Here is a 23,657-nt window from a genome sequence, read left to right as displayed (position 1 = left end):
GAATTATGCTCTCACGTATTATCACTTTTAGTATTAGGAACAAAATCATTGTTTTCCTGTTTACTGCTTTTATTGTAGGCTTCGGTTTTTATTCTTTATCCAGGATTACTATCGGAGCAGTTCCGGATATTACCAATAATCAGGTACAGGTAATCACCACTTCAAGAAATTTATCTACACAGGATATGGAGCAATTCATTACCTATCCTGTAGAGTTGGAGATGGCCAATTTACCGGGGGTACTAGAAATTCGTTCCATAACAAAGTTCGGCCTGTCTGTAGTTACTATAGTTTTTGAAGATAACCTTGGCACCTACCTTCCCAGACAGCTCATAGCAGAGAAAATAAAATCGGCCTCCGAAAAAATTCCTGAGGGTTTTGGGACACCTACCATGGGACCCATTACAACTGGTTTGGGAGAAATCTATCAATATGTATTGGATGTTAAGCCAGGTTATAAGGATAAGTACTCTGCTACGGATTTACGGACCATTCAGGACTGGGTAGTAAAGAGACAGCTCTCTGGTATCACCGGTGTGGTTGAGGTAAATACCTGGGGTGGTTTTTTGAAACAATATGAAGTTGCTATTACCACAGAAAAATTAAATGCCATGGACATTACTGCAAGGGATGTTTTTGAGGCATTGGAAAAAAACAATAGTGCCGCAGGTGGGGGGTATATTGAAAAGGTAAATCAGGCATATTTTATCCGGGGGGAAGGCCTGGTCAGTACCATCGATGATATTGAAAACATTGTAGTCCGGATCAAAGATGGCTTACCAATACTTATCAAGGACGTTGCTACAGTAGGCTTCGGAAGCGCAACACGTTTTGGGGCGATAACCGGCAACGGAGAAGGAGAGAAAGTATTGGGCCAGGTAATGATGCTTAAAAATGCCAATTCAAAAAAAGTAATAGATGCGGTAAAAGAACGTGTAGCTGCAATTTCAACTTCGCTGCCGGAAGGGGTGTATATAAATGCCTTTTTAGACAGGAGCGAATTAATAGCCAAAACTTCATTTACCGTTACCGAAAATCTGATCCTGGGGTGTCTGATTGTTGTATTTGTCGTGGTATTATTGTTAGGAAACTTTAGATCAGGACTGGTAGTGGCATCGGTTATTCCACTTAGCCTGTTATTTGCCCTTTGCTTGATGTACCTTTTTGGTGTTGATGCCAACTTAATGAGTTTGGGGGCTATAGATTTTGGAATCATTATAGATGGCGCCGTCATTATTGTAGAATTTATCGCATTTCGGATAACTTCAACCAGCGTGAAATTTGGAGACCTGTCAAAAGAAGACAAACAAATTGAAAAGGATAAGATTACAATTAACAGTGCTTCAAAAATGATGAATTCTGCCATATTTGGGCAACTTATTATTCTTATCGTGTTTATCCCAATTCTCTCTCTTAGCGGGGTAGAGGGAAAAATGTTCAGACCTATGGCGCTGACTTTCAGTTTCGCGCTACTGGGGGCCATGTTTTTATGTTTTACTTACGTTCCTGTCGCAGCTTCGATATTTCTAAAACCCAAGAAAGTTTCCGAAAAAAATATCTCTTTGAGGTTGATGCGCCTTTTTAGCAAAATTTATGATCCCATAATTCATTGGGCATTGAAAAGCAAGAAATTGGTAATCGGTTTGGCCGTTCTATTACTAGTAATGGCCGGTTTAATATTTGCATCCATGGGGAGCGAATTTGTGCCTACCCTGGATGAAGGAGATTTTGTTATCCAGCCTGTTCTCAAGACCGGTACTTCCTTAAGTAAAACTGTAGAGATTACCACCCGCATAGAAAAGATTCTTCTCGAAAAATTCCCGGAGGTAAAACAAGTGGTTACCAGAATTGGAGCCGCCGAAGTTCCCACAGATCCTATGTCTATGGAGGAGAGTGATGTCATCATTATTTTAAATCCAAAGAAGCAATGGGTGTCAGCTAAAACAAAGGACGAACTGGCAGAAAAATTTAAAGAAGCACTCGCTATCATCCCTGGAATGGAGGTAGAGTTCACCCAACCAATTGAAATGAGGTTTAACGAGTTAATTACCGGAGTCAGGGCAGATATTGCAATTAAAATATTTGGTGCAGATCTGGATATCCTTAGCAAAAAGGCAAATGAAATTAGGACGCTGATCTCTCAGGTTGAAGGTGCAGCAGATATAACCGTAGAAAAGATTATTGGCCTTCCGCAAATGAGTGTGGTTTACAATCGTGAAAAAATTGCGCGTTATGGCCTCAATATTCAAGACCTTAATAATATGGTTGCTATGGGCTTTGCGGGCCGCACCGTTGGGAATGTGTATGAAGGAGAGAAACGATTCGACCTGGTTGTCCGTCTGGATCAGAAGAACCGCAGAGACATAGAGAACCTAAAAGATTTATACGTAGATCTCCCGTCGGGCGGGAAAATCCCCATGAGCGAACTTGCCGAGATTAGCTATCGTAAAGGGGCAGCCAAAATTTCCAGAGATGATACCAGGAGGCGAATTGTTGTTGGTGTCAACGTTCGTGAAAGGGACCTGCAATCTGTAGTCACAGACATTCAGGAACTCGTAAATAACAATATTAATTTACCTACGGCTTATTTCATTACCTATGGAGGACAGTTCGAAAATTTGCAAAGTGCAAAATCCAGATTAATGGTTGCCGTACCCATCGCCTTATTATTGATCTTCATCTTGCTTTATTTTGCCTTCAATTCTGTCAAAGAAGCCCTGATCATTTACACTGCAATTCCCCTCTCAGCGGTTGGCGGAGTCCTTTTACTTTGGATAAGAGACATGCCCTTTAGTATTTCGGCCGGGGTAGGATTCATTGCCTTATTCGGGATTGCAGTCCTTAACGGAATTGTTTTAATAGAGCATTTTAAAGAATTGCAAAGGGCCGATTTTGACAATGTGGAAACCCTTATTAAGCAAGGAACAAAAGACCGGCTTCGCGCAGTTTTACTTACTGCGACAGCCGCCGCATTGGGTTTCCTTCCCATGGCGATTTCCAGTAGCGTCGGGGCGGAGGTTCAAAGACCTCTGGCCACCGTTGTAATTGGAGGCCTGATTACCGCAACTCTGCTAACCCTTGTAGTCTTGCCGGTGTTATATGCTATTTTTTATACCTCAAAATATTTTAGTTTGAAAAAGCCAATTAACAAGAAACTTATTTCAGTTGTACTGCTTTTGCTGTCCTTTCAGCTTGGAAGTGCTCAGGATAAGAACTTAACATTAGACGATTTATTGACTATCGCCTTAGAAAACAATTCCGGATTAAAAGCGGCTGAATTGCAGAAAAATTATGCGGATGCCCTGGTTCCCAGTGCCTTTGATTTTGACAAAACAGAGATTTACTATAACTACGATGAAAATAACTTAGCTCTAAATGCAGAGCCCCTGCGAGTATTTGGAATTCAGCAAGACTTTTTGTTCCCTACCGTATATTTTGCTGAAAAAAAACTAAATAAGGCCAACTTAATGATAGAGAATATGGCCTATGAAATACAGCGTAAAACGCTGCGCCGTAAAGTAATTGCTGCCTATTATCAATACCTGTACTCCCGGGAGAAAGAGAATTTATTCAGGGAATTGGATAGCCTTTACGGAAGATTTACGGCAATGGCACAAAGGAGATTTGAATTGGGAGAGACCAATTATCTGGAGAAAATTACAGCACAATCCAGGAAAAAGCAAGTAGAGATTAAACTGGAAAAATCACTACAAGATGCTACTGTTGCATACAGTAATCTCCTGAATATTGTTCAAACAGACAGCAGCAATACAATACATCTGGTGCCAATTAACAAGATTCCATTAAAACAGGTGGAAGTAAGTACGTCGGTAGAAGTTGGGTACTACGAAAATCGTATTAAACTACAGCAAGCCAAAAGAGATCTTGAAAGGCAACGGCTGCTGCCCGATATTGGTTTTGAATATTTCCAGGGTTCTGCCCCCAATCTAAGTGGAAATTTAAGCGGTTATCAGGTTGGACTTAAAATTCCTCTGATATTCAGTGGGCAGTCTTCCAGAATGAAAGCATCAACAATAGCAAAAGAAATGGCTGTTGAGCAATCGGCAGAATATGAAAAATTACTCAGAAACCGCCTTCAGGAACTCCTTGCACAACATACGGCAAATAAAAAAGCTCTGGACTACTATGAACAGGAAGGTACTAAGCTCTCCAATGAAATAGTAAAGACGGCAAACATTAGCTTCAGAAACGGAGAAATAGATTTCTTTCAGTACATCCAGAGCATTGAAAATGCATATGACATTAAAATAGAATACCTGGAAAACCTTAACAGGTTTAACCAAACGGTCATCTCCTTAAACTACCTAACATATTAGCTATGAAAAAGTTATTTTATTTTCTTCTCTCAACCATTTTACTCTTATCCTCGGGTTGTGGCAATGGCGAAAAGAATACTACAGACGAAATGCAATCTAAAAAAGGCCAGGTGGTACTCTCCAAGCAGCAATTTGAGAATAGTGGTATGCTCCTGGGTACACTTAAAACACAATCCTTTCCGGAAGTGGTTAAAGTTAACGGTCTAATAGATGTCCCCCCGGAAAACAGAGCTATTATCAACGCAACATTGGGTGGATACATTAAAGAAACCTCATGGTTGGTGGGAGATCTGGTTAAAAAAGGCCAGGTTTTAGTGGTGATTGAGAATCCTGAATTTGTAAAAATGCAACAAGAATATTTGGAGGCAAAAGAGCAACTAAATTACCTGAAGTCAGAGTATGAGCGTCAACGAACGTTGTTCGAGGAAAAAATCTCTTCACAGAAGAGTTTTCTAAAAACGGAAAGTGAATTCAAAATGACCACAGCCAAATTCAATGGTTTGAAAAAGCAATTGGAAATGCTCAATATTTCACCCGAACTGGTAGAGCAGGGAAAATTAACCGCAACGGCTAATATTTATTCTCCGATTAATGGAAGTATAACCGACTTGCGTATATCAAAAGGATCCTACGTCTCGCCAGCATCTCCAATTATGGAGATTATAGACAACAGTCATATTCATTTAGAACTTTCTGTTTTTGAAAAAGACATTATGAAAATTAAAAAGGAGCAGCCCATCCAATTTAGAATTCCTGAAGCCTCTGAAGAAATATTTGATGCAGAAGTGCATTTAATAGGAACCTCTATTGGTGATAACCGAAGTATTAAGGTTCATGGACATCTGAACAACGGTAGTGAAAAAAATTTCCTGACGGGTATGTTCGTAGAAGCAAACATTATTACGGATAAAAAAGATTTTAGTGCCTTGCCTTCTGAAGCAGTGGTATCTGTAGATGAGGCATTTTATGCTTTGCGACTAATGGAGGAAACTGAAGACAGTTATATTTTGGAACAGGTGGAAGTACTACCCCAGGGTAATTACTCAGGCTATACCGGGATTCTTAGTGCTGATGTATTTGAACCTTCGGATAAATTTTTAGTCAAGGGCGCATTCTATCTTATCACAGAATGATGACCTGCGCAATTATCCCAAACCGACGTCCAAAGCCATCATAATAATAAATCCGCCAATGAAGCCCATAGTGGCTATATCTGTATACTTATCTTGCTGGGTCTCGGGGATTACCTCTTCAACTACTACAAATATCATTGCCCCTGCAGCAAATGACAATGCGTATGGTAAAATAGGTTGAAATGTCAGAACTGCCCACGCACCAAGAACGGCAGCAATGGGTTCCACAGCAGCTGATGCCTGTCCGTATAGAAAACTTTTATAACGGCTTAGTCCCTGACGGCGTAGAGGCATGGCCACAGCAAATCCTTCAGGAAAGTTCTGCAAACCAATCCCCAATGCCAGGGCTACTGCCCCACCAATGCTAGCTCCTTCAAAGCCTGCGGCTACCCCACCAAATAACACCCCAACAGCTAACCCTTCGGGAATGTTGTGCAATGTTATGGCGAGGGTAAGCAAAGTAGTTCGGTGCCATGGCGTTTTAATTCCTTCTTTTTCACTCTCTTTAAAGTTAATGTGCAGGTGAGGAAGAATTTTATCCAGGGCAAAAATAAAGGCCGCTCCCAGGAGGAATCCAACTGCGGCAGGAATTACTTTTACAAAACCTTCCCCTTCGCTCATTTCAATTCCGGGCGCCAGAAGGCTCCAGAAACTGGCAGCAACCATTACTCCACCCGTGAACCCCAGCATTCCATCTAAAACTGCCCTGTTCATTGTTTTAAATAGAAATACCAGTGCAGCACCAGCCGCAGTTAACCCCCAGGTAAACAGCGTGGCATAAAAAGCGGCCAAAATTGGGTTAATAGATTCAAAATAATTAATAAACTGTTCCATTTTAAATGCCGAATAATTTTATAAAACTTCTAACTGTATATACAAGTTAGAGGCAATCTGATTAGAGATATGCATTTTATTTTCATCAATTTCTATAAAGAGAGAACCATCAAACTCCTCCCTTTCTCTAACTACTATTTTGTCTCCTAGTGCAATATTATTTTTATCCAAAAATTTTAAAAAGGCGGCTGAGGAATCCTTTACACCAACACATATTCCTTCAGTATCCAGTGGTACTTCGGTCAGCAATCTTTTATTTGATTTCTTAAAGACTCCGCTCTTAGAAGGAATAGGGTCTCCATGCGGGTCGAATTTCGGAAACCCAAGATGTTCATCCAGCCTATCTATTAACTGCTCACTTTTTATGTGTTCTAATTGCTCTGCCATTTCATGCACCTCATCCCAGGAAAAATTTAATTTTTCCACAAGAAAAACTTCCCATAACCTATGCTTTCTTATGATACCGAGGGCAGCATTTCGCCCATTCTGAGTTAATGTTACGCCCTGGTATTTTCTATAATTCACCAGTCCTTTTTCTGATAACCTCTTAATCATATCCGTAACAGAGGAAGGTTTGGTGTCCATCTGCCGGGCTATTGCATTAGTGGCTACAGCCTTGTTCTGGCTGCTCCCCAAATGATAAATTGCCTTCAAATAATTCTCTTCCGAACGCGTCACGAATTAAGATTTTTAACAAATATATATTATATTTATGAAAACTATTTTTTAGTTTTGTCTAAATATTTATTTCTACAAGATTAAATATTAATTATGGCGCATCCTTATACTAAGGTCAGATTGTTGTTTTTCATATGCTTATTCAGCCTTTTTGGAGTAAATAGCCAAAATGCAGAAGTTCTTGGAAGTGTCAACGCCGAAGATAGTGTTGTACCCTATGTCAATATCCTCTTAAAAGGAACTCAGTTGGGTACGGCTTCAGATGAAGCAGGTATTTATAAACTTAGCAATATCCCCCCGGGCAACTATAAAATTACGGCAACTGTCTTAGGTTATTACCCCTATACAAAATCTATATCCCTGACTGCCAACCAACAGCTAAGATTGGATATTGAACTCAAAATACTGCCCGAACAACTTGATGAAACCGTTGTGACCGGAACCCTGAAGCCAGTGAACAGATTGGAAAGCCCGGTACCGGTAGAAGTGTATAGCCCGACTTTTTTAAAAAAGAATCCAACTTCCAATATTTTTGAAGCCCTTCAAAATGTGAATGGTGTGCGGCCCCAAATAAATTGCAACGTTTGCAATACCGGAGATATTCATATCAACGGGCTGGAAGGCCCGTACACCCTTGTTCTTATAGATGGCATGCCTATAGTCAGTGGGCTTGGCACCGTATACGGACTCTCGGGAATCCCTAATTCTCTGATAAAACATATTGAGATCGTAAAAGGACCAGCCTCAAGTTTATACGGTAGTGAAGCAGTAGGAGGCCTGATCAATATAATTACAAAATTCCCTATTGAAGCACCAGATTTTGTTGTCGATGCATTTGCAACAGGCTGGGGAGAATATAATCTGGACATCGGCACAAAATTCCAAATAGGTAAATCAACAGATGTGCTCCTGGGAATAAACTACTTTAACTATGATACCCCAATTGATAACAATGAGGATAACTTTACCGATGTAACCCTTCAGGATCGTATATCATTATTTCAAAAATGGAACTTTAAACGTTCAAATTCCCGAATATTCTCCCTTGCCGGAAGATTTTTCTACGAAGACCGCTGGGGAGGAGAATTACAATGGACTCCCCAATACCGGGGAGGAAATGAGATATATGGGGAAAGTATTTATACCCGGAGATGGGAAGTTCTCGGGAAATATCAGTTACCCTTGAAAGAAAAGATGTTATTCACTTTTTCTTATAATGATCACAACCAGAATTCGGTTTATGGTGATATAAGCTACCTGGCGGATCAACGTATTGGGTTTGCACAACTCGTCTGGGACAAACCATTAGCATCTCATGACCTGTTATTTGGAACAGCACTTAGATACAATTACTATGATGATAATACAACTGCCACTTCCTTCCTTGGAAATAATAAGGCAGACGAGGTGGTGATCCCAAGTTTGTTTGTTCAGGATGAGATTCGATTGGCAAAAAAACACTCACTGCTTTTAGGTATGCGATACGATTACGATTCCAGGCACGGCAATATTTATACCCCAAGAATGGCTTATAAGTGGAAATTTACGGATCATGATATTTTAAGATTAAATGCCGGGACCGGTTTCCGAGTAGTAAATCTTTTTACTGAAGAGCATGCTGCCCTGACGGGGGCCAGAGATGTTGTCATTGCCGAAGCCCTGAAACCCGAAAGGTCTGTGAATGTGAATGTCAATTATATGAAGAAAATATATGCAGACAATGGCACCTTTATAAATTTAGATGCTTCGGCATTCTATACCCATTTCAATAATATTATAATTCCGGACTATGATAGTGACCCCAACCAAATCCTTTATGATAATCTAAATGGTGTCGCTGTCTCCCAGGGCCTGAGTGCCAATCTGGATTTTGTATTCCCCAATGGTCTTAAACTTCTGGTGGGTGCTACTTTTCAGGATGTAAGCAACACGGAAGAAGGCATACGCAGTAAACAAATACTCACAGAAAGTTTTTCCGCTACCTGGAACCTGTCTTATGATTTCCGGTCTATAGATTTAAGCGTGGACTATACTGGAAATTTATATGGTCCTATGAGGTTACCTCTATTGGGTGAACTAGACCCCAGACAGGAGTACTCTCCTACATGGAGTATTCAGAACATTCAATTTACTTACAAAGGCCTTGAGAATTTTGAGGTTTACGGAGGCGTTAAAAACCTGCTAAACTGGACACCTAATAACGGCAACCCCTTTATCATTGCCAGATCGGATGATCCCTTTGATCAAAATGTTCAATTTAACTCCAGTGGTGACGTTGTTGCTACAGCAGACAATCCCTATGCGCTGACTTTTGATCCATCTTATGTATATGGACCCAACCAGGGTATTAGAGGATTTTTTGGTCTTAGATATGTCCTCAATTAAGGTGAAGCCGCCTCAGTTTGAATGTGTATTTTTGTGCACAACTTATAGCATAAAAAAGAGTGATTGAATCCAATTCTTTTGATTTTATAATAATTGGAGCGGGAGCGGCAGGTTTGCTTCTTGCCGATGCCATTGGCAAAGATGCTTTTTTTAATAGTAAATCAATACTGCTCATAGAGAAAGACGCAAAAGAATCGAATGACCGGACCTGGTGCTTTTGGGAAAGAGGCAGCGGGCAATTTGATCCTCTTCTCTATACTTCCTGGAATAGCGTTTATTTTGGAGGTAAGCAGTTCCGGAAAAATCTGGATATTGCACCCTACTCTTATAAGATGATTCGTGGGATCGACTTTTACAAGGAGTACCTGGGAAGAATCGACTCCTATTCTAATATTACATTCAGCTCCGAAACGGTAGTCGATATCAATAATGAAACTAGTTCGGTTATTGTAAATACCACTAAAAATACCTACTCGGCATCAAAGGTTTTCAATAGTATATTTCATTATCACGATATAGCAAAACAACAGAAATTTCCTGTTTTGCAACAGCATTTCACAGGATGGTTCATTAGAACTGAACAGCCGGTATTTGATCCTAATAATGCCGGGTTTATGGACTTTACCATTCCTCAAAAAGGAAATACCCGTTTTATGTATGTCCTTCCTTTTTCTGAAAATGAGGGTCTGGTAGAATACACGCTCTTCTCTGAAGATCTCCTGGCAGAAGAGGAATACGAAGCAGCCATTGCATCTTACATAAACACGCATTTAGCAGGAAGTGCTTATGTAATAACAGATAAAGAAAAAGGCAGCATCCCTATGAGCTGTTATAATTTTGAAGCTCATAATACCAGCAATGTGATTAATATAGGAACAGCGGGTGGCTGGTCTAAGCCAAGTACTGGCTTCACTTTTATGAATACGGTCAGGAATACTGCATCACTAGTGTCCTTTCTCAAAAAAAATAAACCCTTAAATACTTTTAGCACCAAAAGGCGATTTTGGTATTATGACTTGCTATTGTTAGACATTCTTCATCGAAAAAACGATAGGGGTCAAATTATCTTCGAATCCCTATTTAAGAAGAGATCCCCACAACTTATCTTAAAATTTTTGGAAGAAAGAACCAGTTTTTGGGAAGATCTGCAAGTGATATCTGCATGTCCAAAGAAAGATTTTATAAGCGCCTTGTTCCGCAGATTATTCTAAGCGGCAAGCCATTACCACGGAAATAAATCAACTACAAGGAACCGCGTTTGATTAATTTCGTTTTTATAATCGACCTGACAAATGACCCCTGTTTAACGCAATCGGCCGCCATTTTCGCCATAGCGTTAAAATCTGTTGAAATAGTGGTAATGCCTCCAAGGACTATCTCTTTTACTACATGATCATCTCTGGACAGTACTCCAATTTCTTTTCCGACACGGAGCGAAGTTTTATGACATTCACTGAGCACCTTCCACAGGAAAGCATCGGAGGCACAAAAATAAAGATCCCCCTTTTCCAGCGTCCCTGTTATAAATTTATCCTTAACTATACCTTGTAATCCGTAGGTCTCAACAAAGCGGTTAAAAGCATCTAAAATTTCTTTTGGAACCTCCGAATCAGGATCAAACAAAAGAATGATATTCTTGTATTTTTTTATTTGAGGAAGCAACTCTTCTAATCTCTCATAAGTGCTTTGCTCAAACTCCTGGGCTACATAAGAATACTCTTGGGAAACGGGAAGGTACCTATCAATGATTAATAATTTATCCGGGGGTATGTTTTCTAAAACCGGAATCAGGTTCTTATCGGGAATCGGGGCTATCACATACTTTCCGTATTTTCCGTGGATATTGGAAAGGATGGTCTTAAACATTTCGGGATTGTTATGATGGAAAAAAACATCTATATGAAATCGTTCTCCGAGATCTTTTCTAAAAGTATTATAAAAGTCTTCCTGAAAATGATGAAATGCAAAAAGTAAAAGTGCTACCCTTAAGGTAACATTCGTCTCATCGCTAATTATATAATACCCTTTTAATTTTTTGGACTCTACCAGACCTCTGTCTTTTAACTCTTCGTAGGCTTTTACGATGGTCTTTCTGGCATACCCAAGCTCACTTACCATAGCATTAATGGAAGGTAATTTATCTCCTCGTGCCAGGATACCCATATCAATGGAGCGGATTACTCCTTGAACTAATTGCTCGTGTTTTGAGAGAATGCTGTTCTCCTTTAATTGATTTATTTGAGCAATTAATGACATATAGTGATCAGAAGCTTTTTAATGGTTGAATTATTAGATGATAAAAAAAAGGCAATCATATCGGAACATATAACAACAGACTATTAAACTAGTGAGATATGTAATTATTAATTCGGTTATGTTTAAATATTATCGATGCTATTGTGCAATTAGTTCTGTTTAATTCCCAAAAAAAACATTTTTCTGTATACATTTAATTGTCAATTAGCTATATTAGTCATCAGAGACAAAATATCAAGTCGCTAAACAAAAAGACTCAAATTTGTGAAATTAGCAAATTTTAGAAATTAACTTAGATATTTAATAAAATTAATCATATTTTTGACATAGTAGCATAGAATATCATAGAACAATTAATAAACTGTTGAATACCTCAGTCACAACAAGGTGTTCAATTTTTTTGGTTAACTCAACTTAAACAACTCTCAATTATGAAACAAAGCGTTACACAACGAAATGGAAAGCAGATGTACTTCCTGCTATTCATTTTGCTAACATTAATTGGATTACCATCTGCTATAGCTCAGACAACAGTGAGTGGTACCGTAACTTCTGCAGCCGATGGCGTTCCATTGCCTGGAGTCTCCGTTGTAGATGTGAATGATGCCACCAATGGGGTGGTAGCCGACTTTGATGGCAATTACACTATTACAGTTAGTGATGGTAATACCAGCCTTCGATTTAGTTCAATAGGCTACAAAACCGTCGAGCTGGCTGTAAACAACCAAACCACACTTGATGTTTTCCTCGAAGAAGACGTTGCGAGTTTGGACGAAGTAGTAGTCGTAGGTTATGGTACTCAAAAGAAAGCTACTGTAACGGGAGCTGTGACAGCTGTACAAGGGACGGTGCTCGAAGCATCACCGGCCGTAAGTATTTCCAACTCACTTGCTGGTAGACTCCCGGGTGTGGTAATTATACAAACAAGCGGGGAACCTGGAAATGATGAATCTTCCATAACTATTAGGGGTACGAATACCCTGGGGAATAGTCAACCTCTTATTGTTATAGATGGTATTCCGGACAGGGATGGAGGAATAGGACGTTTAAACGGAAATGACATTGAGAATATCTCAGTACTAAAAGATGCTTCTGCAGCTATATATGGAGCAAGAGCTGCAAATGGTGCTATCATTGTCACTACCAAACAAGGTAAGGCAGGAAAACCGACTATTACGTACAATGCGGATTTCGGCCTCAACCAGCCAACTATAATTCCTGATATGTCCAGTGCGGTGGAATACGCAAATATCATGAATGAATTACCTATTTATAACAACATACCAGTTAGTGAATGGGGAGCAGCCTCAGCTGCTATAAAATCAACAGGCACCTATGATTCTCCAACTGCAGGTATAGGAACGCTTAATGCGCAGTTTAGCCCTACAGCGGTTGCCGCACATGGAGATGGTTCGGACCGCATTCTCTATCCTGACACAGATTGGTTCGGGGACACTTTTAAAGATTGGGCTTTACAGCAAAGACACAATATATCTATTAGTGGAGGAAGCGAAAGAATTAAGTATTTCTCATCTATGGGATATACAGATCAGGACGCCTATTACAAGAATTCGGCAAACAGATTTCAACAATATAATTTTAGGATCAACACAGACGCCAAGATCAATGACTACATTGATGCCAAATTGGGGTTTGCATACAGAAAAGAAGATCGTAGATTCCCTACCGAATCTGCAGGAGCTATTTTTAGAATGCTTATGAGAGGTAGGCCTACCGAACCGGCCATCTGGCCTAATGGTCTGCCAGGTCCGGATATTGAAAATGGTCAGCAGCCGGTGGTGATTACTACAAATGCCACAGGTTACGACAGGCAACCTACAGATTATCTTCAGTTGACAGGATCTGTAGATATTAAAGCCCCTTGGGTAGACGGTTTAAAGTTGACGTTACTTGCCGGGGTAGATCAGAGCCAGTCCAGACAGAAAAAATGGGAAACCCCCTGGGAGTTATTTTTCCTAGACAGAGATCAATACATTGCAACCGGGAATGCTGAATTTAATGGTGCTATCCGCTCTAATTTTACAGATGCAAGGCTAACACAATCTTCAGCAAATATCCTGAACACCAATTTAACAGCACTGTTGAATTACGACAGGGATTTTGGAGATCATACTATTAATGTACTTGCTGGTGTAACCCGCGAAGTGTTCCAGGGCGATTTCTTCTCTGCGTTTAGAAGAGAATTTATCTCTACCGCGGTAGACCAATTGTTTGCAGGTGGTGCAACCCAAACTGTAAATGGTAGTGGATTTAACAGAACACGCTTAGGTTACTATGGTCGTTTTCAGTATAACTATAAGGAAAAATACCTTGCGGAGTTTATCTGGAGATATGATGGATCTTATGTATTCCCTGAAGCGGATCGTTTTGGTTTCTTCCCTGGATTCCTTGTTGGATGGAATATTACCAGCGAAGACTGGTTTAATGTTAAAGGTATAGATTACTTAAAGTTAAGAGGTTCTTACGGGCAAATGGGTAACGACCAGGTAGCTTTTGACAGCAATGGCAACGGACAAATAGATCCGGGTGAACTTCAGGAATATGCCTTCCTTTCTACATATAACTTCAATGAATTTCCAATAGATGGCCAGGTGGTAACCACCTTGGAGGAAGCTTTACTTGCCAACCCTAGTTTTACCTGGGAAAGAGCAAACAATTTTAATGTAGGTCTTGACGGTATTATCCTGGATGGCAACCTGAGCTTTACTTTGGAATATTTCCTTAACAAACGGGATCAGATTCTTATTAGGGAAACCGGTTCTACTCCGGGTTCATCCGGAATCAGCGCACTACTACCTCCTGTTAATGCAGGTAAAGTGGATAACAAAGGATACGAATTTGCACTAAACTATTACGGTGGTAATGCAGATGGCTTTAAATGGGATGCAGGAATCAACGGTGGCTACGCTAAGAACGAAGTAGTCTTCTTTGATGAAATTCCAGGTGCCCCTAATTATCAGTTGGCTGAAGGTAAACCAATCGGAGGTTATTTGGTATATCAGTCTGATGGAGCATTTCTGGATGAGGCAGCTATAAACGCAAATACCTTGGATTACAGCAATGTAACTCCGGATTTAAAACCTGGAGATATGAAATTCAAAGATGTAAATGGTGACGGTGTAATAGATGCAGATGATCAGGTGCGTTTAGATGAAAATGCTACTCCTACCTTTAACTTTGGAGCTACGTTTAATGCGTCTTATAAGAATTTTGATCTATCTTTATTACTTCAGGGCGCAACCGGATCGTCAATTCGCATCTTTACTGAGTCTGGTGATATCGGAAATTTCCTTAAATACAGCCATGATAACAGATGGAGCATAGATAATCCTAGCAGCGTTCATCCCAGATTGGCAAGTAGAGGAGATACGTACTATACTGGAGGTAGTTTTGGAAATAATACCTATTTATTATTCAGTAAAGATTATATTCGCTTGAAAAACATACAATTGGCTTACAATTTTCCTTCGAAAATAACAGAGTCTTTTGGATTGTCTAGTTTTAGAGTCTATGTTAGCGGGCTCAATTTATTAACCATTGCAGCTAATGATATTTTTGATCCGGAAGCAACCAACAGCGCCGGAACATATTATCCACAAGCAAGGGTGATAAATACAGGTTTTAGTTTAACGTTTTAACAAAAAAGTTATGAAAAAAAGAGGATTACTAATTTTGTGTGCACTGGCGGTTGCTATGATCCCGCTGTCGTGTAACAAAGATTTTTTAGACACAAAGCCTTTAGATAAAATATCGGCTGATGCAACGTGGGGAGATGGCTCCTTATCCGAAGCATTTATTTTTAATGTGTATTCATTTTTAAATTATGGAGGATTCGAAGAAGAAGGACTAGCCTCTATTACAGACGAAGCCATGTTTACCCACTCGGGTAGAGGGATCAATGTAATTACTGAGGGTACTTTGAGTGAATCCGGGACTGGTAACAACAGAATTGTTCCACAATGGAATGAGCTGTTTTTAGCAATACGCCAGGCCAATGTGGCCATTCAGGAATTGCCTGAATCCACATTCGATGATACCGATCTAAGAGACAGATTATTGGGTGAAGCCCATTTCTTAAGAGCTTTTTACTATCACCAGGTGATGAATTTCTACGGAGGGGCACCAATTATTGATCGTCCTTACGGGCTTGATGATGATTTTGCTATCGCCAGAAATACCTATGAAGAACTGGTTAATTTTGTTGTTGGTGACTTGGATACGGCAACTACCCTGTTAAATGGCAAACCTGCCACTCCAGGTAGAGCTTCTATGTTAAGCGCAATGGGGCTAAAATCCCGTGTGTTACTTTATGCTGCCAGTGACCTTAGAGATGGCCCAACAGCGAGTGCTAACTCAACAGCACATAGCGGGTATTCTGACGTCTCTTTAGTAGCCTATACAGGTGGAGATAGAACTGCACGCTGGAATGCTGCCAAAGCAGCAGCCAAAGCTGTATTGGATGCCACTTCAGGGTACAAATTGGATTTATCCGCTCCCGTATCTCCTGAAGAAGGGAAAACAAATTATGTGAATATCTCACTGGGTGGAGGTAGCTCTGTTGGAGATGCCGCTGCACGTTCAGAACTGCTTTTTGAGCGTACTCATACCCCGCTGTTTACAAGGGAAAGCGGATGGCCATTAGGTGGTATCCACCAGGGGATTAATAATGGTCCCAACGGATACCATAACTGGGCAGGTAATACACCAATTCAGTTGTTAGTGGACGATTATGAGATGATGGACGGTTCTAAATTTGACTGGAACAATCCTACACATGCTGCCGACCCATATGCAAACAGAGATCCAAGATTATATGCCACCATACTTTATGATGGTGCAGGTTGGAAACCAAGACCTTCTGATGTTGCAGGAATAGATCCTGTAGATCAGATACAATCCGGTTCTTATGATGATGGAGCAGGTGGAATAATCCCAGGAGTAGATACCAGAGAATCGGCTATTGAAAACTGGAATGGAAGTAGAACTTCTTACTATGTTAGAAAGTTTATTGATCCGGATCCAGCTGTAGTAGACAACCAATCTAGTGCACAGGTAATTCCATGGCCTTTTATTCGGTTTACGGAAATGGCTCTAAATTATGCCGAAGCCTCTTTAGAAACAGGTGATGAAGGTGAAGCATTGAACTGGATGAATAAAATAAGATTCCGTGCTGGACTTCCGGCGGTAACAGATACAGGTGCAGCTCTTATGGACCGTTATAGAAACGAGAGACGTATAGAACTGGCATATGAAGAACATCGTTACCACGATGCAAGACGCTGGATGATTGCGCCTACGACATTAGGTAGAGGTATAAAAGTAATGAGTGTTCAGGCCACCTTAAAAGCAGGAGCTACGCCACATGTACCTTACAGACATGATAAGGCGGTTTATGATTACACTTATGCCTCTGTAGATAATACGGAGAATGAAGTTCGTTCCTGGTCAGACAAAATGTACTTCTTCCCTATTAGCAGAGATGAATTGAATAGAAATGAAATGCTAGTACAGAATCCAGGGTACTAAGAAATATCGTTTTATTTTAGAAAGATTCTATCCCTTCCTAGGGATAGAATCTTTACTTTTATAGCCCTATGAACAAGCTATTCCATAGTAAATTTCTACTGTATTTTAGTCTTTTGATATTGGCAGCTGCTGGTTGTAAAAAAGAACAACCCTCTGGCATTTCAGAGGAGCAGCTTACACCTCCGTTATTTACGTTACTCAGCCCTGAGGAAACCAATATTAAGTTTGAAAACAAACTTACTGAAGGCCTAAATGCAAATGTATTGATGTATGAATATCTGTATAACGGGGGAGGGGTTGCGGCTGCCGACTTCAATGGGGATAACCTTATCGACCTTTATTTTACTTCTAATATGGGTGATAATAAATTCTATATCAATCAGGGCGATTTCAAATTTCAGGAGGTCAGTTCAACTTCCAAAGTAAGTGGAAGGGAAGGCCCCTGGAAAACAGGAATAACGGCGGTCGACATAAATGGCGACAACAAATTGGACCTGTATCTCTGTTATTCCGGGGCACTGCCGCCAGAAAAACGGCGCAACCAATTGTTTATTAATACTGGTAATGACGAGAACAATATTCCGATATTCGAAGAAAGAGCTGAGGAATATGGCCTGGCAAATCCTGCCTTTAGTAATCAGGCCCACTTTTTTGATTATGACAGGGATGGAGATTTGGACGCTCTCCTTCTTAACCACAACCCCAAATCACTTCCCGTTCTTAATGAAGTCAGTACCGCAGAATTATTAAAACAAGATGATCCTCTTCAGGGCGTACGATTACTGCAACAGAACAACGGGAAATTCCAGGACATTACTGTAAAAGCAGGCATTAGCGGTTCTGCCCTAACCTATGGCCTGGGATTATGTATTAGCGATCTGAATAACGACGGATGGCCAGACTTCTATGTATCCAATGACTATACCATTCCGGATTATCTCTATATAAATAATCAAAATGGCACCTTCTCTGATCAATTGCAACAAAGTATAGGGCATACCAGCCATTTTTCGATGGGAAATAATATTGCTGATATCAATAACGATGGGTTACAGGATATTTTTACCCTAGACATGCTCCCCGAAGACAATGAAAGACAGAAATTACTATTGTCTCCGGATAATTACGAAAAATTTGACCTTAACCTAAGGAGTGGCTTTCATTACCAGTACATGCGCAATATGTTGCAACTTAATAACGGTAATGGCACCTTTAGTGAAATAGGCCAATTGGCAGGAATATCAAATACGGACTGGAGTTGGTCTGCTCTTCTGGCAGATTATGACAACGATGGCTGGAAAGATCTCTATGTCACTAATGGTTATTTCAGAGATTATACCAATCTCGATTTCATTAATTATATGGACGACTATGTAAAGTCCAAAGGCCGCCTTAGCAGGGAAGACGTTTTAGAAATCATCAAAAGGATGCCATCAACAGACCTTACTAATTATCTGTATTTGAATGAGGGTGGCGTACGTTTTTCTAATAAAACCACGGAACTGGGTTTAGATCTTCCTTCTAACAGCAATGGGGCAGCTTATGCCGATCTTGATAATGACGGGGACCTGGACCTCATTGTAAATAATATCAACAAACCGGCTTTTGTCTTTAGAAACGAATCTCAGCTAATAGAAAATGGATTTCTACAAGTCGAACTAAAGGGAGAAGGATCAAATACTCAGGGTATAGGTGCTGAAATTTCTCTTTATACGGGCAACAATTCACAACACCTGGAACAAGTAACCTCCAGGGGATACTTATCTACCGTATCCCCTGTTCTGCATTTCGGATTAGGAAATGCTACCCATGTAGATTCACTACAAATACGGTGGAATAATGGAAAACGGCAAACCTTAACTAAGCTAGAGGCCAACCAAAGGATAACTTTAGAAGAAAAAAATGCAAATAAAACACCTTCAACATCTGTTTTGCCCGCATCGCTCCTGGTTCAAGTCCCTTCTCCAATAGCATTTGAGGATCCGAAAATTTCCAGTAACGATTTTAAAAGACAATCCTTGCTTATCAGCCAGTTTTCTCATACAGGTCCCTGTATGGTTAAAGGCGACCTCAATGCAGATGGCCTGGAAGATATATTTATCGGTGGCAGTAAGGGACAATCTGCAGCCATCTATATTCAAAATAACAACGGTCGTTTTAATAAACTTAATACCCCTTCGCTCGAGGCAGATAAAGCAGCTGATGATACCGATGCAGTTTTTTTTGATGCCAATAAAGACGGCTTTAATGACATCTTGGTTGTTTCCGGAGGATATCACGACCTGGCTCCGGACGACCCGCTCTTATTAAATCGTATCTATTTTGGTAATAGCCAGGGGAGCTTCATTAAAAATGAGACCGCTCTGCCCCCACTGCTCACAAGCAATAGTTGCGTCATTGCAAATGATGTAAATAACGATGGCTTTTTGGATATTTTTATTGGTAGTAGAGTAGTTCCAGGAAGATATCCCGAAATACCTCCCAGTCACCTGCTTATCAACGATGGTCAGGGAAATTTTTCTGATCAGATCTCCACTTTAGCTCCCGAACTGCAACATTTGGGTATGATCACCGATGGAGCCTGGGAAGATATAAATAACGACAAAATAGAAGAGCTGATTGTAGTTGGGGAATGGATGGCCATCTCTGTTTTCGAAAACCGCAATGGAAAACTTACCAATGCAACTGATTCTTATTTTGACACAAAAATAAATGGGTGGTGGAATTCTTTAAAAATAGAAGATCTAAATATGGACGGGCATCCAGAAATTATTGCTGGGAATATGGGTACTAATACCCAATTTAATGTCTCTAAGGCAGAACCAGCAGAGATGTATTTTGCCGACTTTGACCAAAACGGAGCAATTGATCCCATTTTCTGTTATTACATTCAAGGTAAGAGCTATCCTTATCTAACACGAGATGAACTTCTGGGTCAACTGGCAGGACTTCGGTCTGACTTTACAAGTTACAAGACCTATTCCGGCGCTACGATAGAGGACATTCTTACCGAGGAGCAGCTAAACTCTGCCGGCAAATTAACTGCGGACCATATGGAAACTACATTGTTATTAAATTCAGGTGAAGGGAAGTTTAATATACATCCCCTCCCATTACAGGCTCAATATGCACCTGTCTATAATATAAGTGTTGCAGATTACAATGCCGACGGTAAAAAAGACATGATCCTTTTCGGAAATAATGATTATTTTAAATTACGTCTTGGAAAGTACGACGCCAACTACGGTACCCTTTTAATTGGAGATGGCGAAGGACATTTTGAATATTTAGACCAGTTGAATTCCGGTTTAAAAGTAAAAGGAGCAGTACGAAGTAGCCTGCTTATTGATGATCTGCTATTACTGGGTATTAACGAAGATAAAATTAAAGCATATAAAGTCTCAGCATCTAAATAGAGTACATATGAAAAGGAGGATTCTTTGGGATAGAACTTGCATTATACTACTTGCAATTATTGTTCTTCAGAGCTGCCAATCTAGAGAAGAGGTAATTTTAACTGAACAACAACTGGCACTGGAATGGGCTAATATGTCGTTGTATATCACCCAGTTTACCCCGGCCAATTCACCTACATTTGCTTCCAGAGGTTTTGGCTATATTGGGCTAACTATGTACCAATCTATAGTAAACGGATATGACTCATATCATTCTATGGAAGGAAAATTAAACGGCTTAGAACAACTGCCTAAACCCGATGCTTCACTGGATTATTCCTGGCCGCTTTCCCTGAATGCTTCGCAGGCATATATTCTTAAGAATATTTACCAACAAACTTCTGATGAGAATAAAATGCGTATAGATTCTCTTGAAGCGGCAATGAAAAAGCAATTCTCAAAAGGTCTTAATGAGGAGGAAATCGAGCGTTCAATTGCCTATGGAAAAGCAGTTGCTTCCCATATTTATGATTGGTCCAAAACAGATGGAGGACACAGAGGTTATTTAAACAATTTTGATAAGGAAGCTGTTCATCCTGAACGACCGGGTTCCTGGAAGCCACCGCTATTCGCTCAATCTTTTAGTCATCTCCCGCTGCATCCTCATTGGGGAGAAAACCGCACATTTTTAAATAAAAATGCCGAAATAGGGATACCATATATGATCCCATATGATACGTTGCCAGATTCTCCTTACTACAATGAATTTTTACAGGTATATAAAAAGGATCTGGAACTTACTCAGGAAGAAAAAGAAGCGGCAATTTGGTGGGGAGATGATCCGGACGTAACGTTTACCCCTCCGGGACACTCTTATTATTTTGTAACCCTGGCGGTAGAAAAGTCCAATCCCCCATTAATACAATGTGCAGAAGCTTTTGCTAAAATGGGAATCGCCACAGCTGATGCCTTCATCAAATGCTGGTTATGGAAATATTATTACTTCTCTGAAAGACCTAATACTTTTATCCCCCGTTTTATAGATAATGAATGGGAATCGTTTTGGCCAGATCCTCCTTTTCCATCATTTCCTTCCGGACATGCCATCCAGGCGGCGGCGGCGGCTGTTGTTTTAGAAGACGTTTTTGGAAATCCTTTTCAATTTACAGATAAAGCACATGAGAACAGACCAAGGGATGAAGTAAGAGAAACAGATTTTGTAATTCGCTCTTTCAGCACCTTTTGGGAGGCGGCACAAGAAACTGCCGATTCCAGGTTTTATGGAGGAATACACACCCCGCAAGATAATGCAGTAGGACTGGAAGAAGGCAGTAAAATTGCCAGGAATGTTATTGCTCTTGAATGGAAGAATTAAAGTTAAATATGAAACCGACGACCCACAATCTGTTTTCAGCCGTCCTTTTCCAGCTGATTGTTGCTGTATCTTTCGGGCAAGCTACTTTTACTGATATTACTTCCGAAGCGGGTATTGAACATCAGTTTCATGTTTATGAAGGCACCTTTGGTGGAGGCGCCACCGTTTTCGACATTAATAATGACGGTTATGAAGACTTATTTATTACCAGTGGAACCCAATCAGATGTCCTTTACCTCAATAATGGAGATGGGACCTTTAAAAACATCTATGAAACTTCGGGCTTAAATGTATCCAAAGGTTATGTGACACAGGGAGCCGTGAGTGCCGATGTAAACAAGGACGGGTTTAAGGATCTCTTCATCACTACAATTAATACCACTGATGGCAAGAACACCATTCCAAGAGCCACTAACCTCTTCTTTCTCAATAATGGAGACCTCACCTTTAGAGATGTTACAGCTGAGTATAAACTAGACCACTTAAATTCGTTTAGCACCGGTGCAAGCTTTGGCGATGTAAATGCAGACGGGTATCCAGACCTTTATATCGGGAATTATTTTTTAGAATTTGAAGGCACTCTCGGCATATTAAAAGATGCAACCATTGTTAGTGCTCATCAAACTGCAAGAGGCTATCTGCTAATCAACAAAAATGGGGAATACTTTGAAAATGAATATGAGGACTATAATCTGGAACACCGGGGGTTTGGTTTTGGTGCGCTTTTTACCGATTTTGATAATGATGCCGACCAGGACCTGTTGGTAAACCATGATTTTGGTTATAAAGCGGTCCCTAACTTTCTCTATGAAAATAGATATCCCAGATCATCATTTGATGATATTAGTAAGGCCACAGAAATGGATCTGAAAGAAAATGCAATGGGTTCTGCGGTTGGCGATTACAATAACGATGGTCTGCTGGATTATTATGTGACTAATATAAAGTTCAATTTACTTATGGAAAACAATGGCGTAGGAAAGCCATTTGTAGATCGTGCCAAAGAATTGGGAACATATAATTTTGCCATAAGTTGGGGAGCTAATTTCGCTGATTTTGACCATGATATGGATTTGGATCTTTATGTTTCAAATGGGGACCTAAATCCAAATTGTACCCCCATGGGTAATTTCTATTTTGAGAATAGCAATGCCCGCTTTACAGATGAAAGCCGGGCCACAGCAACTAACGATTATGGGGTTGGGCGTGGGTCTGTGGTTTTTGATATTGAAAATGACGGAGATTTGGATCTTTTGGTTGTGAATCAAAAGCCAGTACGCGAATACCCGACCCAATCTACAACCAGACTTTTTAGAAATGACGTAACCACCGGTAATTGGCTTAAGGTTGCCCTGCAAGGAACCTCCTCGGAAAAAAACGGCATAGGCTCCAGAGTGGAAGTCGTTGTTGGGGACACCAAAATGATTCGCGAGATTGATGGGGGTGGCTCCAGTCATTTATCCCAAAATTCTACAATTGCACATTTTGGGCTTGGCACCGCCAAGCAAGTAGATTCTGTTATAGTTACCTGGATTGGTGGCAAGCAACAATTACTACTGAATCAGAATGCAAATCAGTTGATTACCATCAATGAAATTCCTGACAAACCTTCCAAATTACCATATGTTGCATCTATTGTCGTGTTTTTGGGGCTTATTATTATATACTTGAAAAGAAGACGCAAGCGCACTCCAGATTTAAGTTAATCCATGCAATA

12 protein-coding genes are annotated in these 23,657 nt (G+C 40.3%); 9 read left to right on the top strand and 3 right to left on the bottom strand.

The annotated features are described in order from the left end of the window. Nucleotides 1-5 precede the first annotated feature (5 nt). Together J1G40_RS09430 and J1G40_RS09425 are read left to right on the top strand one after the other, a co-directional pair. Nucleotides 6-4,337, top strand: a complete 4,332-nt coding sequence (locus J1G40_RS09430; protein WP_265242379.1) for a CusA/CzcA family heavy metal efflux RND transporter — start codon at nt 6-8, stop codon at nt 4,335-4,337. 2 nt (nt 4,338-4,339) lie between these two features. Further along, nucleotides 4,340-5,470, top strand: coding sequence for an efflux RND transporter periplasmic adaptor subunit (locus J1G40_RS09425; protein WP_265242378.1), 1,131 nt, complete (start codon nt 4,340-4,342; stop codon nt 5,468-5,470). Nucleotides 5,471-5,482: 12 nt separating this feature from the next. On the opposite strand, the gene J1G40_RS09420 is transcribed toward J1G40_RS09425, so the two are convergent. Beyond that, nucleotides 5,483-6,304: a ZIP family metal transporter gene (locus J1G40_RS09420; RefSeq protein WP_265242377.1), complete on the bottom strand. Its 822-nt coding sequence runs from the start codon at nt 6,302-6,304 to the stop codon at nt 5,483-5,485. An 18-nt stretch (nt 6,305-6,322) separates the two neighbouring features. Next, nucleotides 6,323-6,982 carry a metal-dependent transcriptional regulator gene (locus J1G40_RS09415; protein WP_265242376.1) on the bottom strand — a complete coding sequence of 220 codons (660 nt, stop codon included), beginning with the start codon at nt 6,980-6,982 and terminating at the stop codon, nt 6,323-6,325. A gap of 93 nt (nt 6,983-7,075) precedes the next feature. Here J1G40_RS09415 and J1G40_RS09410 point away from each other — a divergent pair, with 93 nt between their 5' ends. Continuing rightward, nucleotides 7,076-9,367, top strand: a complete 2,292-nt coding sequence (locus J1G40_RS09410) for a TonB-dependent receptor (RefSeq protein WP_265242375.1) — start codon at nt 7,076-7,078, stop codon at nt 9,365-9,367. Nucleotides 9,368-9,426: 59 nt separating this feature from the next. Beyond that, nucleotides 9,427-10,578 carry a lycopene cyclase family protein gene (locus J1G40_RS09405; protein ID WP_265242374.1) on the top strand — a complete coding sequence of 384 codons (1,152 nt, stop codon included), beginning with the start codon at nt 9,427-9,429 and terminating at the stop codon, nt 10,576-10,578. A gap of 31 nt (nt 10,579-10,609) precedes the next feature. Here J1G40_RS09405 and J1G40_RS09400 read toward each other — a convergent pair whose 3' ends face one another. Then, entirely contained in the window at nt 10,610-11,623 is a 1,014-nt protein-coding gene (locus J1G40_RS09400) for a GntR family transcriptional regulator (protein ID WP_265242373.1), read from the bottom strand. 431 nt (nt 11,624-12,054) lie between these two features. On the opposite strand from J1G40_RS09400, the gene J1G40_RS09395 reads away from it, so the two are divergent. The 5 genes from J1G40_RS09395 to J1G40_RS09375 all read left to right on the top strand — a co-directional run bounded on the left by J1G40_RS09395 (nt 12,055) and on the right by J1G40_RS09375 (nt 23,646). Continuing rightward, entirely contained in the window at nt 12,055-15,282 is a 3,228-nt protein-coding gene (locus J1G40_RS09395; protein ID WP_265242372.1) for a SusC/RagA family TonB-linked outer membrane protein, read from the top strand. Nucleotides 15,283-15,292: 10 nt separating this feature from the next. Continuing rightward, nucleotides 15,293-17,170 carry a RagB/SusD family nutrient uptake outer membrane protein gene (locus J1G40_RS09390; protein ID WP_265242371.1) on the top strand — a complete coding sequence of 626 codons (1,878 nt, stop codon included), beginning with the start codon at nt 15,293-15,295 and terminating at the stop codon, nt 17,168-17,170. A gap of 68 nt (nt 17,171-17,238) precedes the next feature. Continuing rightward, the gene (locus J1G40_RS09385) at nt 17,239-20,586 is read left to right on the top strand and encodes a VCBS repeat-containing protein (RefSeq protein WP_265242370.1); all 3,348 of its coding nucleotides are present in this window, start codon (nt 17,239-17,241) and stop codon (nt 20,584-20,586) included. Nucleotides 20,587-20,593: 7 nt separating this feature from the next. Beyond that, entirely contained in the window at nt 20,594-21,940 is a 1,347-nt protein-coding gene (locus J1G40_RS09380; protein ID WP_265242369.1) for a vanadium-dependent haloperoxidase, read from the top strand. Nucleotides 21,941-21,948: 8 nt separating this feature from the next. After that, nucleotides 21,949-23,646, top strand: coding sequence for a CRTAC1 family protein (locus tag J1G40_RS09375; RefSeq protein WP_265242368.1), 1,698 nt, complete (start codon nt 21,949-21,951; stop codon nt 23,644-23,646). The last annotated feature ends 11 nt before the right edge of the window (nt 23,647-23,657 follow it).

Origin of the sequence: Muriicola sp. Z0-33, assembly GCF_026126425.1 — a bacterium.
Taxonomy (GTDB): domain Bacteria; phylum Bacteroidota; class Bacteroidia; order Flavobacteriales; family Flavobacteriaceae; genus JAFMPW01.
The sequence above is the reverse complement of the archived record's forward strand: the minus strand, read 5'-3'. Positions and strand labels throughout refer to the sequence as shown.

Coding starts and splice junctions, on each gene's coding strand:
- J1G40_RS09430 (WP_265242379.1), top strand. CDS start 6: ATGCTCTCACGTATTATCACTTTTAGTATTAGGAACAAAATCATTGTT.
- J1G40_RS09425 (WP_265242378.1), top strand. CDS start 4,340: ATGAAAAAGTTATTTTATTTTCTTCTCTCAACCATTTTACTCTTATCC.
- J1G40_RS09420 (WP_265242377.1), bottom strand. CDS start 6,304: ATGGAACAGTTTATTAATTATTTTGAATCTATTAACCCAATTTTGGCC.
- J1G40_RS09410 (WP_265242375.1), top strand. CDS start 7,076: ATGGCGCATCCTTATACTAAGGTCAGATTGTTGTTTTTCATATGCTTA.
- J1G40_RS09400 (WP_265242373.1), bottom strand. CDS start 11,623: ATGTCATTAATTGCTCAAATAAATCAATTAAAGGAGAACAGCATTCTC.
- J1G40_RS09395 (WP_265242372.1), top strand. CDS start 12,055: ATGAAACAAAGCGTTACACAACGAAATGGAAAGCAGATGTACTTCCTG.
- J1G40_RS09390 (WP_265242371.1), top strand. CDS start 15,293: ATGAAAAAAAGAGGATTACTAATTTTGTGTGCACTGGCGGTTGCTATG.
- J1G40_RS09385 (WP_265242370.1), top strand. CDS start 17,239: ATGAACAAGCTATTCCATAGTAAATTTCTACTGTATTTTAGTCTTTTG.
- J1G40_RS09380 (WP_265242369.1), top strand. CDS start 20,594: ATGAAAAGGAGGATTCTTTGGGATAGAACTTGCATTATACTACTTGCA.
- J1G40_RS09375 (WP_265242368.1), top strand. CDS start 21,949: ATGAAACCGACGACCCACAATCTGTTTTCAGCCGTCCTTTTCCAGCTG.